This is a genomic window from Pseudomonas putida group bacterium ESBL64, assembly GCF_045277175.1.
In the GTDB taxonomy this organism is placed as follows: Bacteria; Pseudomonadota; Gammaproteobacteria; order Pseudomonadales; family Pseudomonadaceae; genus Aquipseudomonas; species Aquipseudomonas alloputida.
The window spans coordinates 2388556-2402231 of record NZ_CP145799.1; the positions used below are offsets into that span (position 1 = coordinate 2388556).

The window sequence follows — 13676 nt, forward strand, 5'->3', positions numbered from 1 at the left end:
GAGACTGGCAGGCGTACATGACAGCGCCATGGCAAAACAGTGACGAGTGATGGCGTGCAGGGATTGAGGCACAATGGGCGCCTGCCCTGCGAGGAAGCCCCCATGACCGCCGGCCCGATCCTCTCGCTGCGCCATTACCGCGACAGCCTGATCGCCCATAGCCACGAACACCCGCAACTGGTGTTCGGCCTGCGCGGCCGCCTGGAGTTCGAGGTCCAGGGGCATGGCGCCGGCATCGATCGCCAGGGGCTGATCGTGGTCCCGGCGGGTGCTCATCACACGTGCGCCAGCGATGCCGGCAGTGATTGCCTGGTGCTTGATGTGCCAGGGGAGCCTTGGCTGCGCGAGCACCTGGGCGAGCATGCCGATGCCAGCCGCCGCCTGCTCGACCGCCCCGCCGCCGTGAGCCTGGATGAGCGCCAGCAGCAACTGGTGGACTGGCTGGCGACCAGCCCCGTGCACGACCCACTGATTGCCCGTCAAGGCGCGGCACTGCTGCTGGCCAGCCTCAACGCCACGGCGGCAGCCAGCGTGCACGCCAGCCAGCGCCTGCCCTACAGCGCCTTCGATGCGCATATCGAGCAACATGCGGCTTACCCGCTGCAGGTAGCTGACCTGGCGCGCATCGCCGGGCTGTCCAGTGCCCGGCTGCATGCGCGCTTTACCACTGAGTGCGGGATGACTCCGATGGACTACATTCGCCAGCGGCGTTTGCTCAAGGCGCGGCGGCTAATCGTGCAGACCGTGCTGCCGATGGGCGAAATTGCGGCGCAGGTGGGGTATAGCTCGCAAAGTGCCTTTTCAGCGGCGATGCTACGGGCGTTCGGGTGTACACCTTTGGCTTTGCGGCGAGAGTCTGGCGATAACTGACAGCAGTCTTGCGACAGAATGTGTTTGCCTGAGGCTTTACACTTTGCCTTTACCGGCCCTTTCGCGGGTAAACCCGCTCCTACAGGATGCCCCCGCCTGAAGGTTGTGCAAAACCTGTAGGAGCGGGTTTACCCGCGAAAGGGCCGGCACAACCTGTAGGAGCGGGTTTACCCGCGAAAGGGCCGGCACTGCCTGTAGAGATCTTCATCAAGGACCCATCATGAACCACCGCACCGCCCTCGGCGCACTGCACATTGGCGCGCTATTCTTCGGCCTTACCGGCGTCTTCGGCAAACTGGCCGCCAGCGCCAGCCCGGCGATCATTGTCTTCGGTCGCGCCGCCTTCGCCGTACTCGCCCTGGCCCTGTTCGCCAGCCTGGCCGGCCCGGGCTGGCAACGCGTGAGCCGCCAGGATACGCGCCGCCTGCTGCTCGGTGGTGTGCTGCTGGCCGGCCACTGGGTCAGCTTCTTCATCGCCGTCAAAGTGGGCGGCGTAGCCATCGCCACCCTCGGCTTCGCCAGCTTCCCGGCCTTTACGGTGATCCTCGAAAGCCTGCTGTTCCGCGAGCGTATCCACCGTAACGAAGCCGTCTTGGTCGTGCTGGTCAGCATCGGCCTGATACTGGTTACACCGGCATTCGACCTGGCCAGCGAAGCCACCGGCGGCCTGCTCTGGGCACTGCTCTCGGGCCTGCTGTTCTCGCTGCTGTCACTGACCAACCGGGCCGGCTCCGGACGTTTGCCTGCAGTGCAGGCCGCACTGTGGCAAAACCTGGTGGTGGGCCTGTGCCTGCTACCGTTCGCGGCGCCCGGCCTGGCCGACGTTGCGACCCTGGACTGGCTGTGGATCGCCCTGCTCGGCATTTTCTGCACGGGGGTGGCGCACAGCCTGTTCGTCGCCAGCCTGGCAGTGATCAAGGCGCGCACCGCTGCGGTCGTGTTCGGCATGGAGCCGGTCTACGGCATTGCCGTGGCCTGGGCAGTGTTCGCCGAAACCCCTACCGTGCGCATGCTGCTGGGCGGCGCGCTGATCATCTTCGCCATCGTGCTGTCCAGCCGCCTGGCTGCCGAGCAGCCGCCCAGGCAGCGGCCACTGACCGAGGGCGCCTGATCAGCGGTCGTTGTGACCAAGGTCACGCTGCGGGTCGACCAGGTCGCGCACCCGCTGCTTCAGTGCCTTCGCCTCGGGGAAACCGCCGTCGGCCTTGCGCTCCCAGATCTGCACGCCATTGCAGGTGATGCGGAAGACACCCCCGGTGCCCGGCTCCAGCGCAACCCGGCCTAGGTCGTCGGCAAAGGTGCTGAGCAGTTCCTGAGCCAGCCAGGCCGCACGCAGCAGCCACTGGCACTGGGTGCAATAGGTGATGACGATTTCCGGCTTGTTGTCAGCCATGGTGAAACATCTCCAGGTAAGGGGCCGCTTATACTAGCGGTCTTTAGCCCACGGTTTGAGAGTCACGATGCGCCGTCTGCTGTTCTGTTTTCTGCTCGCACTCACCTCGCTTACGGCAATCGCTGCGGAACCCGCCAGGCCCAAGGTCGGCCTGGTGTTGTCTGGCGGTGCTGCCCGTGGCCTGGCCCACATCGGCGTGCTCAAAGCACTGGAGGAACAGGGTGTGCGCATCGACGCCATCGCCGGCACCAGCATGGGCGCGGTGGTCGGCGGCCTGTACGCCTCGGGCTACAGTGTCGAAGAGCTGGAAAAACTCGCGACTACCCTTGACTGGCAACAGGCGCTCTCCGACGCCCCGCCGCGCAAGGATGTGCCGTTCCGGCGCAAGCAGGATGACCGTGACTTCCTGGTCAAGCAGAAGCTCAGCTTTCGCGACGACGGCAGCATGGGCCTGCCGCTGGGTGTGATTCAGGGCCAGAACTTGTCACTGCTACTGGAAAGCAAACTGGCGCATACCGCCGACACCCGCGACTTCGACAAGCTGCCCATCCCCTTCCGCGCCGTGGCCACCGACATCGCCAGTGGCGAAAAAGTCGTGTTCCGCCGGGGTCACCTGCCCCAGGTAATCCGCGCCAGCATGTCGATCCCCGCCGTGTTCGCCCCGGTCGAACTGGACGGCCGCCTGCTGGTGGACGGCGGGATGGTCGACAACATTCCGGTGGATGTGGCCCGCGAAATGGGCGTGGACCTGGCCATCGTGGTCGACATCGGCACCCCGCTGCGCGATCGCAAGCAATTACTGACGGTGGTCGACGTGCTGAATCAGTCGATCACTTTGATGACCCGGCGCAACTCCGAAGAACAACTGGCCAGTCTGCACCGCGACGACATCCTCATCCAGCCATCGCTGACCGCCTTCGGCGTGACTGACTTCGGCCGTGCCCGCGACATGATCGACGCCGGTTACCGCGCCACTCGCCTGCTTGACCCACGCCTGGCCACCCTGCGCCAGCTCGAGGGCGACGCCAGCCTGGCCGTGGCCCGCTCGCCGCGCCAGCGCACGCCGGTAATCACCGCAATCCGGATCGAAAACGACTCCAAGGTCAGCGATGATGTAATCCGCTCGTACATCCGCCAGCCGATCGACGCACCGCTGGAACTGGGCCGCCTGCAGACCGACATGGGTACGCTGTATGGCCTGGACTACTTCGACAGGGTGCAGTACCGCGTGGTGCACAAGGGCAACGACAATACCCTGGTGATCAACGCCCGGGGCCGACGCGGCGGCACGGACTACCTGCGCCTGGGCCTGAACCTGTCCGATGACCTGCGCGGCGACAGCGCTTTCAACCTGGGCGCCAGCTACCGGGTCAACGGCATCAACAGCCTTGGCGCCGAATGGCTGACCCGCGGCCAGATCGGTGACCAGCAAGCGCTGTACAGCGAGTTCTACCAACCCCTGGATGTGGGCTCACGCTACTTCATCGCGCCGTACCTGGACCTGGGCTCGCAGAACATCGAAGCCACCCTGGACAACGACCCGGTCGCCGAGTATCGCCTGGAACGCTATGGCTTTGGCCTGAACGTAGGCCGGCAGATCGGCAACAGCGGTGAAGTGCGCCTGGGCGTGGGCAAGGCCTGGGGCGAAGCCGAGGTGCGCATCGGCGACCAGGACCTGCCCAAAGTCAGTTTCAACGAAGGTTTCTACGAGCTGAAGTACTCGTTCGACACCCTCGATAACGTGTACTTCCCGCACCATGGCGAGGATATCGGCCTGACCTTGCGCAAATACGACAAGTCGCTGGACTCCGACCAGGATTACCGGCAGTGGCTGTTCACCCTGGACAAGGCCATCAGCAGCGGGCCGAACACGTTCGTACTGGGTGGGCGCTACGGGCGCACGCTGGACGACACCGAAGTGGTGACGTCGAGCTTTGTGATGGGCGGGGCGCGAGAGCTGTCAGGCTTCCGCCAGGACTCGGTATCGGGGCAGAACGTGAGCCTGCTGCGCATGGTCTATTACCGCCGGCTGACGCCACGGGCCTATGTGCCGCTGGACTTCCCGCTGTACATCGGCGGCTCGCTGGAGCGTGGGCGGGCGTGGAACAATGACAACGAATTCGACAGTGGGTACATCAATGCGGCGAGCATCTTCCTGGGGCTGGAGACGCCTCTAGGGCCGCTGAACTTCAGCTACGGCGCCAACAGTGCGCATGAGCAGGCGGTGTACCTGAACCTTGGGCACACCTTCTGAGGCTTGCACTGCACCTGCAACGATGGGGGGAGCTCAGGACTTTTCGAGGTTGGCCAGGATCTTGGCATGCACGCGCATGCAGACCTGCAAGTCCGCCTCGTCCACGCCGGTAAACAGCTCTACCCGCAGCTGGTTGGCGATGGTCTCGATCTGATCGATCAACGGCTTGGCCGGCGGGCACAGCACGATCTTCTTCGCCCGCCGATCCTCCAGCACCGCCTGCCGGCGCACCAGCCCTTGCGCTTCCAGGCTGTCGAGCAGACGCGCCAGGGTCGGGCCCTCGACACCTACGCTCTGGGCCAGCTCACGCTGGGTCGGGGCGTCTTCGAAGCGCGCCAGGTGCAGCAACACCAGCCAGCGCGCCTGGGACAGGTTGAGCCCGGCCAGGCGGCGGTCCAGCTCGGCACGCCAACCTCGGGACATCTGGGCCAGTTGCATGCCAAAGCGGTGTTGGTTGTCGTTCAGGGGCATAAGGAACTCATTGGAGTAGATCTAATTATTAGGCAGCTAACCATGCCCTGCCCCACGAGGCAAGGCTCGGCCATGGTTACGCGTTCGATAATCGTCAAAAAGCATGACAAAGGTCAGCAGATGGCGCTTCTGCCTTCGATCCTGCATGCGTTTACAATTCGAATTCCGCCGCCAGCGCTGCGCGCACGCAATAAAGTACGCCCTCCGGCACCCGCGCCCCGAACTGCGGGGCAATGGCCGACACCGGTGGCAGCTCACCCTCGCCATCAAGAAAGGCGTCCTGCACCTCCATCATCAGGTCTTCCGGCAAGTCGATGGCCTGGTCCAGACTCAGCTCCTGGCGGCCCAGCGCCTCGGCCAGCAGGCTATACACATTCTTCTCGCTGCAGTTGAGCTGCCCGGCGATCTGCGCCGGGGTCATGCCGGCACGGGCCAGGCTGACCAGTTCGTGGCGCAGGTCGAGCACCACTTTCGGTGCCTCGTCGGTGCCACCGCTGCTGTTCAGCACTTCGAGGAACGCCTGGCCGTAGCGCTCCAGCTTGCGCGCCCCCACACCGCTGACCTGGGCCATGTCGCTGAGGCTGACCGGCTGGCTGCGCAGCATCTCCAGCAGTGTCGAGTCGGGGAAGATGACGTAGGGTGGCACACTGTGTTCTTCGGCCAGCTTGCGGCGCAGGGTACGCAGCGCTTCCCACAGATCGCGCTCTTCGGCACGCACCAGCTGGCTGGCCGGGCTGCCGCCGCTGGACGACGAGGTTTTGGCCGTGGTCTGCGGTTTGAGATCACGGCGCAGTTGCAAGGTCACCTCGCCGCGCAGCAGCGGCCGACAGCTGTCGGACAGGCGCAGACCGCCGTAGCCTTCCAGGTCGATATCGACCAGGCCGCGCGCCACCAGCTGACGGAACAGTGAACGCCACTCCACCTCGGCCAAGCCTTTGCCAACGCCGAATACCGACAGCTTCTCGTGGCCGAAATTGCGCACCTTCTCGGTGTCCTTGCCCAACAGCACATCGACCAGGTGGCCAACACCATAGCGCTGGCCGGTGCGGAACACCGCCGACAGCGCCTGGCGGGCCGGCTCGGTAGCGTCCCAGGTCTGGATGTTGTCGACACAGTTGTCGCAGTGCCCGCACGGTTGTTCGAGGGTCTCGTCGAAGTAGGCCAGCAGCGACTGGCGGCGGCAGCGCGTTTCTTCGCACAGCGCCAGCATGGCGTCCAGCTTGTGCTGCTCGATACGCTTGTGGCGCTCGTCGCCTTCGGAGTTCTGCAGCATCTGCTTGAGCATCACCATGTCCTGCAGCCCGTAGGCCATCCAGGCATCGGAGGGCAGGCCGTCACGGCCGGCCCGGCCGGTTTCCTGGTAGTAGGCCTCAAGCGATTTGGGCAGGTCGAGGTGAGCAACGAAGCGCACGTTGGGCTTGTCGATACCCATGCCGAAAGCAATGGTAGCGACCATGATCAGCCCTTCCTCGTTGAGAAAGCGGTGCTGGTTGGCCGCACGTGTCTCGGCGGCCAGGCCGGCGTGATACGGCAGCGCAGGGAACCCCTGACTGCAGAGGAAGGCGGCGGTTTCGTCGACCTTCTTGCGCGACAGGCAGTAGACGATGCCTGCGTTGCCACGACGTTCGCCGAGGAAGGCCATCAACTGCTTGCGCGGTGCCTCCTTGGGCACGATGCGGTAGAAGATGTTGGGCCGGTCGAAACTCGACAGAAAGCGCTCGGCGCCCTGCAGGTGCAGGCGCTGAACGATCTCCTCGCGGGTTCGCATGTCGGCCGTAGCGGTAAGCGCAATGCGCGGCACATGCGGAAACAGTTCGGCCAGCTGGCCCAGCTGCAGGTACTCTGGGCGGAAATCGTGCCCCCATTGCGAAACGCAGTGGGCCTCGTCAATGGCGAACAGCGAGATGTCCAGATCGCGCAGGAAGTCGAGCATGCGCGGCTGCACCAGGCGTTCCGGCGCCAGGTACAGCATCTTGACTTCACCACGGCGCAGGCGCCCGGCCAGTTCACGCTGCTGCTCCGCCGTCAGGGTAGAGTTCAGGGCGGCCGCAGACACACCCAGCTCGTCAAGGGTGGCGACCTGGTCGTCCATCAGCGCGATCAGTGGCGATACCACCACCGTCAGGCCCGGGCGCAGCAGCCCCGGCACCTGGAAACACAGCGATTTGCCGCCACCGGTGGGCATCAGTACCAAGGCATCGCCGCCATTGGCCACGCATTCGATGATCGCTGCCTGGCGCCCACGGAAACTGTCGTAGCCGAAGATGTCCTTGAGAACGCGCTGAGCCTGTTCGAGCATGTGCAACTCCAAATCGCCGTACCATCCTGGATAAAGGCTGGACGAAAAACCCGCCCCGCACACGCCAAATGCGTAAGCGGTTTTTGCCAGGCAGCCGTTAAAACCTGCCCCTGGATGAAAAATCGCGGAGTATACCGCAGCACCGCGCTGCACATGCACCGCGGCGATAGACGTTCCCTTTGCCCCGCTGCCGCTGCAAGGTGCTAGAATTCGTTATCGTTTATTCCCCAAGGTAGCCCTGTAATGTCCTTCGCCGAGCAACTGACCCGCCTGCAAGCCTTCCTCGACGCCGACGAGCTGCACGAAGAAGCGCTGGACTATGTCGCCGCACACGGCTACCTCACCGCTCTTTCGATCAACGCCGAGGACGTGCCCGAGCGCGAGTGGATCGACGCCCTGTTCGCCGAGGAGCCGCACTACGCCAGCGAAGCCCAGCGCACCGAGATCGAGGCCACCCTGGTGGCGCTCAAGGCGCACATTGCCCGCCAGCTGGCCAGCGACGAAGAATTCGACCTGCCCTGCGACCTCGACCTGACCGATGAGCCGGACGATTCCGACCTGCGCGGCTGGTGCATCGGTTTCATGGAAGGCGTGTTCCTGCGGGAAGAGGCGTGGTTCGAAAACGCCGAGGAAGAAGTCAGCGAAATGCTGCTGCCGATCATGGTGGGTTCGGGCTTGTTCGACGAACAACCAGAGTTCGCCGACATCGCCAGCAACGCCAACCTGCAGGATGACATGATCGTGCAAATCCCCGAGGCACTGAGCGCACTGTTCCTGCTGCTGCACGCCCCTGACGAAAAACCGGCGCTGCTCAAGCCACGCCACCACTGAGCTACCTGTGCGCTACCTGCTGCTGGCCACTGGCTGGCTCAGCGTCGCGCTGGGGGTGCTGGGGATATTCCTGCCGGTATTGCCCACCACCCCATTCCTGCTTTTGGCGGCGGCCTGCTTTGCCCGCAGCTCGCCGCGCTTCCATCACTGGCTGGTCCATCATCCCAAGCTGGGGCCATGGATCCGTGACTACCTCAGTGGTGAAGGCATCCCCCTCAAGGGCAAGGTCTACGCCATCGGCCTCATGTGGGCCAGCATTGGCCTGTCGTGCTACCTGGTGCCGCTGTTCTGGGCGCGCACCTTCATGTTGACCAGTGCCGCATTGGTCACCCTGTACATTCTCAGCCTGAAAACCCTGCACAAGCCAAAGTGACAATATTTTGTCGCCAAATATCGCTTTCGCCTAATCAACACCCTCTTTATCCGAATTAGTTCTGGAACTGCGCATAGGCCTTGTATCCATGGGTTTTCAAGGCATTTCCCGCCTTCGTTCCGTGCCCTTGAATACACACTTATTAGACAACAACGATCTTATATGGCAATTTGATATGAATAAATCTTCTTATCTATCGCGTTGAATGTACTTAGCTGTGTTGTTAAAAACCTGCAACACTATACGCGATACGTTTATCGTCATTTTTTTGGCGAACAGCAGGATCAATTCCAGGATCAGGGAGATGTACCATGCGCGTTTTGAACCCCATCACCAGTGCTTTACTGTTGGCCCTGGCGAGTGCCAACGTACAGGCGATGTCGATTACCGAGGCTGTCCAAAGCGCCGTGGACTACCACCCACAAGTCAGCTCCAACCGTAACAGCAAGCTGTCGGCCGATGAAGACGTGAAGTTCGCGCGTGGTGGCTACTACCCTTCCGTGGACCTGGTTGCCGGTTACGGCCGCCAGCGCTCGGACAACGCCACGACCCGTGCCGAGGGTAACCACAACAAGGAAACCCTCAACTACACCCAGTCCGAACTGCGCCTGCGGCAGATGATCTTCGACGGCTTCAACACCGCGAATGAAGTAGGCCGCACCGAGGCGGTCTCTACCTCGCGCGCCTATTACACCCAGGCCGTTGCCCAGGATGTCGCCCTGCGTGCAGTCGAGGTCTACCTGGAAGTGCTCAAACGCCGTGAACTGGTGACGCTGGCCAAGAACAACCTGCAAGCTCACCTGCGCGTCAACGACCAGATTGGCCTGCGCAACGAGCGCGGCGTCGGCAGCACCGCCGACCTCGACCAGTCCCGCGCACGTCGCGCCCTGGCGGAAAACAACCTGGACACCGCCGAAGTCGACCTGGCCGATGCCGAGGCCAACTTCTTCAGCGTGATCGGTCGCGCCCCGGACGAGCTGGAAAGCCCGCAGAGCATCAGGGGCGAGGTGCCAGGCACCCTCGACGAAGCCCGCGACGGCATGCGCCAGAACAACCCGTACATCAAGTCTGCCCAGGCTGACGTCAACGCCGCCGAGCGGCAGTACGAAGTGGGCAAGTCGACCTTCTACCCGCGCTTCGACGCCATTCTGGCAACCGGTGCCAACAACAACACCGGCGGCGAGAAAGGCCACAACAACAACGACTGGCAAGCTGGCGTGGAGATGAACTACAACCTGTTCCGCGGTGGCAGCGACAAGGCTCGCCTGCAGTCCGACGCGCACAAGATCAACCAGGCACTGGACATTCGCAACAACGCCCTGCGTGAGTTGACCGAGAACCTGAGCCTGGCGTGGAACGCCATGAACAACGCCAGCAAGCAGCTGCCGACCGCGCGCGAATACGCCGAGACCACCAAACGTGTGCGCGCGGCCTACCAGGACCAGTTCGGCCTGGGCCAGCGCACCCTGCTGGACGTCCTCGACAGTGAGAACGAGCTGTACAACGCAGACCGTCGCTACACCGAGGTGCGTTATACCGAAGAGTTCTCGCGCTACCGCGTACTGGCGACCATGGGTGAATTGCTGAGCAAACAGCATATTTCGTTGCCACCAGAGGCGCTGGCGACCACCGAAGTCCGCACCGAAGCGCGTCTGCCTGAGATGCGTTGAGCGGGTTTTAGGTAGCGGGGCTGCTTTGTGCTGCGAATGGGCTGCAAAGCAGCCCCCAACCCTCATTCGCGGCCATGATTACGCTGAAAAGTCTCTACGCCCATGGCCCTGATCTGCCCCTCGATCAACGCCTCGAACGGCGCCAGCAGTGCATCGAAGCAGGCCGGTTGCTCCAGCGTGTTCAATGCCCCGACCACCGCCTCGATCGTCGACAATGCACCCGCCTCCGGCGCTTTGCGCAACCGATAGCGTGAAGCGGCCACCTGCCCCAGCGTCACCCGTGGCAGCCCCCCCAGCAACGGGTTCAGGTACAGCAGCTTGCGCGCCTTGCGCCAGGTACCATCGGGTACGATGAGCAGCAAAGGTTTGTCGCCCGCCTCGCCATAAGCTGTGAGCACCTGGGCGTCATCACCCGGGAACAGCAGCACCGGGTGGTATCCGGGGGTGGCGAGCAAGTCATGCAGGTCATCGAACACCTCTCCAATCCGCAACTCGGCATTGTTCAGGCCAAGGGCAGCCAGGCGCGCCGTGTTCAGGGCATGGGCAGTTTCACTGGGGTGCTGCAGCAGGATCACACGGGTGCGGCTGTCGAGCGCGGGGATCAGTGGGCATAGGCAATGGTCGAGCGGGCGCTGGCAGCGCTCGCAGCGGGGTCTGGGCATGGCGGTCTCCTTGGCGGGGACAGTTTGCCACATAACCGGGGCCCGCTTTGCGGGCCCCGCGATTTCAACGGTTGAACCTTTCCGCCAGGCTATGCAGGTACTCCGCCATGCGCTCGAGGTCCTGGCTGATTTCCGCGCCTTGCCTGGCTTGCCCGGCACTCTGGTCGCACAGCTGGGCAATTCTCACGATCTGCTGGTTGATGTCTTCAGCCACATGGCTCTGTTGCTCCGATGCCGTGGCCATCTGCTGGCTCATGCCAGTGATGCGGCTGACCGCCACGGCAATCCCGCTCAGTGCCGCCTGCACCGCCTCGACACTGTGCACACTGTCCCGGGAAATCTGCTCGCCCCGGCTGGCAGTGCTCACCGCTCGCTCCGCCCCGGCCCTCAACGAGGCAATGATATGGTGGATCTCTTCGGTCGACGCGCGGGTACGCTGCGCCAACGACCGCACCTCATCAGCCACCACTGCGAACCCCCGCCCTTGCTCACCGGCGCGCGCCGCTTCAATGGCGGCGTTAAGCGCCAGCAGGTTGGTCTGCTCGGCAATCGAAGTGATCACGTCGACCACGCTGCCAATCGACTGGGTCTGCTCGGCCAAGGCGTTGACCGCCTGACCAATGTCATTGACCGCGTCGCTCATGCTGCCCATGGCTTGCAGGCTCTTCAGGGCCAGCTCGCTGCCCTGCTGCGCCAGTTGGTCGGCATCACCTGCCGCGTGTGCCGTGCTCTGCACGTTGTGGGTGACCTGCTGGATGGTTGCCGCCATCTGCGCGATCGCCGTGGCGGACTGGTCGGTCTCGCTGCGCTGCCGGTCGAGCATCTGCGCCTGGGCATCGGACAGGTCGGAAGACTGCGCCGCCCGCGACTTTACCCCGACACCGGCATCCACCAGCCGGGTCAGGGCCGTTTGCAGGCGGGCTTCTTCGCTGATGATGGCCAGGTCGAGCTGGCCCTGCAGGCCTGGGTTGTCGCTGTAGGTCAGCGCCACCAACGGACTGGTAAAGGCCTTGGGATGCTCAGCCAACGTGCGGCGAATGGCCTGGTTCTGACGGTGCTCGACCCAGTACCAAGCCAGCAGCAGACTTGCCATCAGCACCGCGAGCGCCGCATAGGGGGGCAGCCAAAGGTAACCCGCCGCCGACAGCAGGCCTGCGCCGATCAGTGGCCAGCCATGGCCCAGGCCGTGCCCCAGGCGAGCAGCCCACGGCACTGGGCCGCGGCCATCACGCAAACGCGCATACAGTGCCTCGGCACGGCGGATCTGCTCGCGCGTGGGCACCGAGCGCACCGACTCGTAGCCACTGATCCGGCCTTGTTCGTATATCGCCGTGACATAGGCGCTTACCCAATAGTAATCGCCGTTCTTCGCCCGGTTCTTGACGATGCCCATCCAAGGTTTGCCCTGCTTGATGGTCTCCCACATGTGGCCAAACACCGCCGGCGGCATGTCCGGGTGGCGCACCAGGTTGTGCGGTTGGCCGACCAGCTCGTCGTAGGTAAAGCCGCTGATTGCCACAAAGGCGTCGTTGCAGTAGGTGATTCGGCTGCCGAGGTCAGTCGTGGAAATAAGGCGTTGATCGCCGGGGAAGGTTCTTTCGTGCTCAGTGACGGGCAAATTCATGCGCATCTTGGGCGATCCTTGCAGGATGAAATAAGGGGAAATCATCAGCGCAAGTTGATATGTAGCAGAGCGCTATCAGGTTAGCGGCCAGCGTTTACCGGAATTTAACCCGCTCCCGACGGAATGCATGAATGCGTCGCATCTCAGCCCACGTTGAGCTGGCTTTTCAGCAGGTCACGGAAGGTCTGGATCAGCGGTTCGCGGCTGCGCCCGCGGCGAATGATCAGCGAGAACGGGGCCTGGTAACCAAAGGTCGACGGCGACAGTACACGCAAGTCACCTTTGTCGACCCAGGCCTGGGCGTAGTGTTCAGGCAAGTAGCCGATATAGGCCCCGGAAAGGATCAGGATCAGCTGCGCCTCCATGCTTTCAACCGTCGCCGCACTGTGCTTGAAGCCATGCCGGGCCAGTTCGGCCTGGCTCCAATAACCACGGCCGACCATGCGCTGCTGGGTCACCACCTGCTCGGGAATGCGCCGCTCGGCATACAACGGGTGGCGGCTGCTGCAGTACAGCCAGTGCTGTTCGCGGTACAACGGCTGGTAGAGCAGGCCGCTCATCCGCGAAGAAAACGCGCCGATGGCCAGGTCCAGGCGGTTGTCCTGCACACCCAGTTGCAGCTCGTAGGGGCTGGACACCGACAGGTGCAGGTGCACCGCCGGGTGCTCCTGGCTGTAGGCGCCGATGGCTTCGGCCAGCGGCAAGGCGCGGTCACCGACCGTGGAGTCGATCACGCCAAGGTTGAGGGTGCCACGCAGTTCGCCCTTGAGGGCGGCGGCATACTGCTCGAAACCGTCCAGCTCGGCCAGCAGGCGCAGGGTTTCCTGATGGAACAGCTCGCCCTTGCTGGTCAGGCTGAAGCCACCCCGACCCCGGTGGCACAACACGATACCCAACGCGCCCTCCAGCTGGCTCATGTAGGTACTGATGGCCGAGGTCGACAGGTTCAGCTCGCGCTGGGCGTTGGCAAAGCCCTGGTGGCGCACCACGCTGATGAAGATGCGCAGCAGTTTCAGGTCGGGCAAGGTCGAGGCCATGGTGCAACGGTTCCACAAGGGTATGTGCGCGCAGTCTAACTGCTCTACCCGCCTTTAGTTCAGAAAATCCTGAACTAAGTATTTGTCGGTAGCGATTCTTCCCCGGTACTCCCTTGAGCAGACTTGGCCGAAATGTCCCTGCCCGCCGGCAAACCAAACGTGAATGGCGCGCGGCGGCACAGGTTCGAACAA

General features: G+C 63.4%; 12 protein-coding genes. 6 read left to right on the top strand and 6 right to left on the bottom strand.

The genetic code is table 11. The features are described from left to right. Positions 1–102: 102 nt before the first annotated feature. Together V6093_RS10840 and V6093_RS10845 are read left to right on the top strand one after the other, a co-directional pair. Positions 103–870, top strand: coding sequence for an AraC family transcriptional regulator (locus V6093_RS10840; protein ID WP_003254568.1), 768 nt, complete (start codon positions 103–105; stop codon positions 868–870). Positions 871–1090: 220 nt separating this feature from the next. Continuing rightward, complete coding sequence (locus V6093_RS10845; protein ID WP_003254570.1) at positions 1091–1981, top strand: DMT family transporter; 891 nt, start codon at positions 1091–1093, stop codon at positions 1979–1981. Here the strand turns inward: V6093_RS10845 and V6093_RS10850 are convergent, their stop codons facing one another. After that, entirely contained in the window at positions 1982–2263 is a 282-nt protein-coding gene (locus V6093_RS10850; RefSeq protein ID WP_003254571.1) for a SelT/SelW/SelH family protein, read from the bottom strand. 67 nt (positions 2264–2330) lie between these two features. Here V6093_RS10850 and V6093_RS10855 point away from each other — a divergent pair, with 67 nt between their 5' ends. Then, positions 2331–4517 carry a patatin-like phospholipase family protein gene (locus V6093_RS10855; protein WP_003254573.1) on the top strand — a complete coding sequence of 729 codons (2187 nt, stop codon included), beginning with the start codon at positions 2331–2333 and terminating at the stop codon, positions 4515–4517. A gap of 33 nt (positions 4518–4550) precedes the next feature. On the opposite strand, the gene V6093_RS10860 is transcribed toward V6093_RS10855, so the two are convergent. Then, the gene (locus V6093_RS10860) at positions 4551–4988 is read right to left on the bottom strand and encodes a MarR family transcriptional regulator (RefSeq protein ID WP_003254575.1); all 438 of its coding nucleotides are present in this window, start codon (positions 4986–4988) and stop codon (positions 4551–4553) included. Positions 4989–5139: 151 nt separating this feature from the next. Beyond that, positions 5140–7287 (bottom strand): DNA helicase RecQ, encoded by a 2148-nt coding sequence (recQ, locus tag V6093_RS10865; protein ID WP_003254576.1) that lies wholly within the window; start codon positions 7285–7287, stop codon positions 5140–5142. A 243-nt stretch (positions 7288–7530) separates the two neighbouring features. Between recQ and V6093_RS10870 the strand changes: the two genes are divergently transcribed. The 3 genes from V6093_RS10870 (at position 7531) to V6093_RS10880 (ending at position 10161) form a co-directional block, all read left to right on the top strand. Next, entirely contained in the window at positions 7531–8118 is a 588-nt protein-coding gene (locus tag V6093_RS10870; RefSeq protein WP_010955200.1) for a YecA family protein, read from the top strand. Between the two features lie 7 nt (positions 8119–8125). Then, entirely contained in the window at positions 8126–8491 is a 366-nt protein-coding gene (locus V6093_RS10875) for a YbaN family protein (protein ID WP_010955201.1), read from the top strand. 311 nt (positions 8492–8802) lie between these two features. Beyond that, a complete protein-coding gene (locus tag V6093_RS10880; protein ID WP_232862621.1) occupies positions 8803–10161 on the top strand; it encodes a TolC family outer membrane protein in 1359 nt (452 codons plus the stop codon). Between the two features lie 62 nt (positions 10162–10223). Here V6093_RS10880 and V6093_RS10885 read toward each other — a convergent pair whose 3' ends face one another. From V6093_RS10885 to V6093_RS10895, 3 genes are all read right to left on the bottom strand, one after another. Continuing rightward, positions 10224–10823 carry a tRNA-uridine aminocarboxypropyltransferase gene (locus V6093_RS10885; protein ID WP_003254580.1) on the bottom strand — a complete coding sequence of 200 codons (600 nt, stop codon included), beginning with the start codon at positions 10821–10823 and terminating at the stop codon, positions 10224–10226. 64 nt (positions 10824–10887) lie between these two features. Then, positions 10888–12453 (bottom strand): PAS domain-containing methyl-accepting chemotaxis protein, encoded by a 1566-nt coding sequence (locus V6093_RS10890; RefSeq protein ID WP_004576874.1) that lies wholly within the window; start codon positions 12451–12453, stop codon positions 10888–10890. A gap of 137 nt (positions 12454–12590) precedes the next feature. Further along, the gene (locus tag V6093_RS10895) at positions 12591–13484 is read right to left on the bottom strand and encodes a LysR family transcriptional regulator (RefSeq protein ID WP_003254585.1); all 894 of its coding nucleotides are present in this window, start codon (positions 13482–13484) and stop codon (positions 12591–12593) included. Positions 13485–13676 lie beyond the last annotated feature (192 nt).

Coding starts and splice junctions, on each gene's coding strand:
- V6093_RS10880 (WP_232862621.1), top strand. CDS start 8,803: ATGCGCGTTTTGAACCCCATCACCAGTGCTTTACTGTTGGCCCTGGCG.
- V6093_RS10845 (WP_003254570.1), top strand. CDS start 1,091: ATGAACCACCGCACCGCCCTCGGCGCACTGCACATTGGCGCGCTATTC.
- V6093_RS10885 (WP_003254580.1), bottom strand. CDS start 10,823: ATGCCCAGACCCCGCTGCGAGCGCTGCCAGCGCCCGCTCGACCATTGC.
- V6093_RS10860 (WP_003254575.1), bottom strand. CDS start 4,988: ATGCCCCTGAACGACAACCAACACCGCTTTGGCATGCAACTGGCCCAG.
- V6093_RS10890 (WP_004576874.1), bottom strand. CDS start 12,453: ATGCGCATGAATTTGCCCGTCACTGAGCACGAAAGAACCTTCCCCGGC.
- recQ (WP_003254576.1), bottom strand. CDS start 7,287: ATGCTCGAACAGGCTCAGCGCGTTCTCAAGGACATCTTCGGCTACGAC.
- V6093_RS10850 (WP_003254571.1), bottom strand. CDS start 2,263: ATGGCTGACAACAAGCCGGAAATCGTCATCACCTATTGCACCCAGTGC.
- V6093_RS10840 (WP_003254568.1), top strand. CDS start 103: ATGACCGCCGGCCCGATCCTCTCGCTGCGCCATTACCGCGACAGCCTG.
- V6093_RS10870 (WP_010955200.1), top strand. CDS start 7,531: ATGTCCTTCGCCGAGCAACTGACCCGCCTGCAAGCCTTCCTCGACGCC.
- V6093_RS10895 (WP_003254585.1), bottom strand. CDS start 13,484: ATGGCCTCGACCTTGCCCGACCTGAAACTGCTGCGCATCTTCATCAGC.
- V6093_RS10855 (WP_003254573.1), top strand. CDS start 2,331: ATGCGCCGTCTGCTGTTCTGTTTTCTGCTCGCACTCACCTCGCTTACG.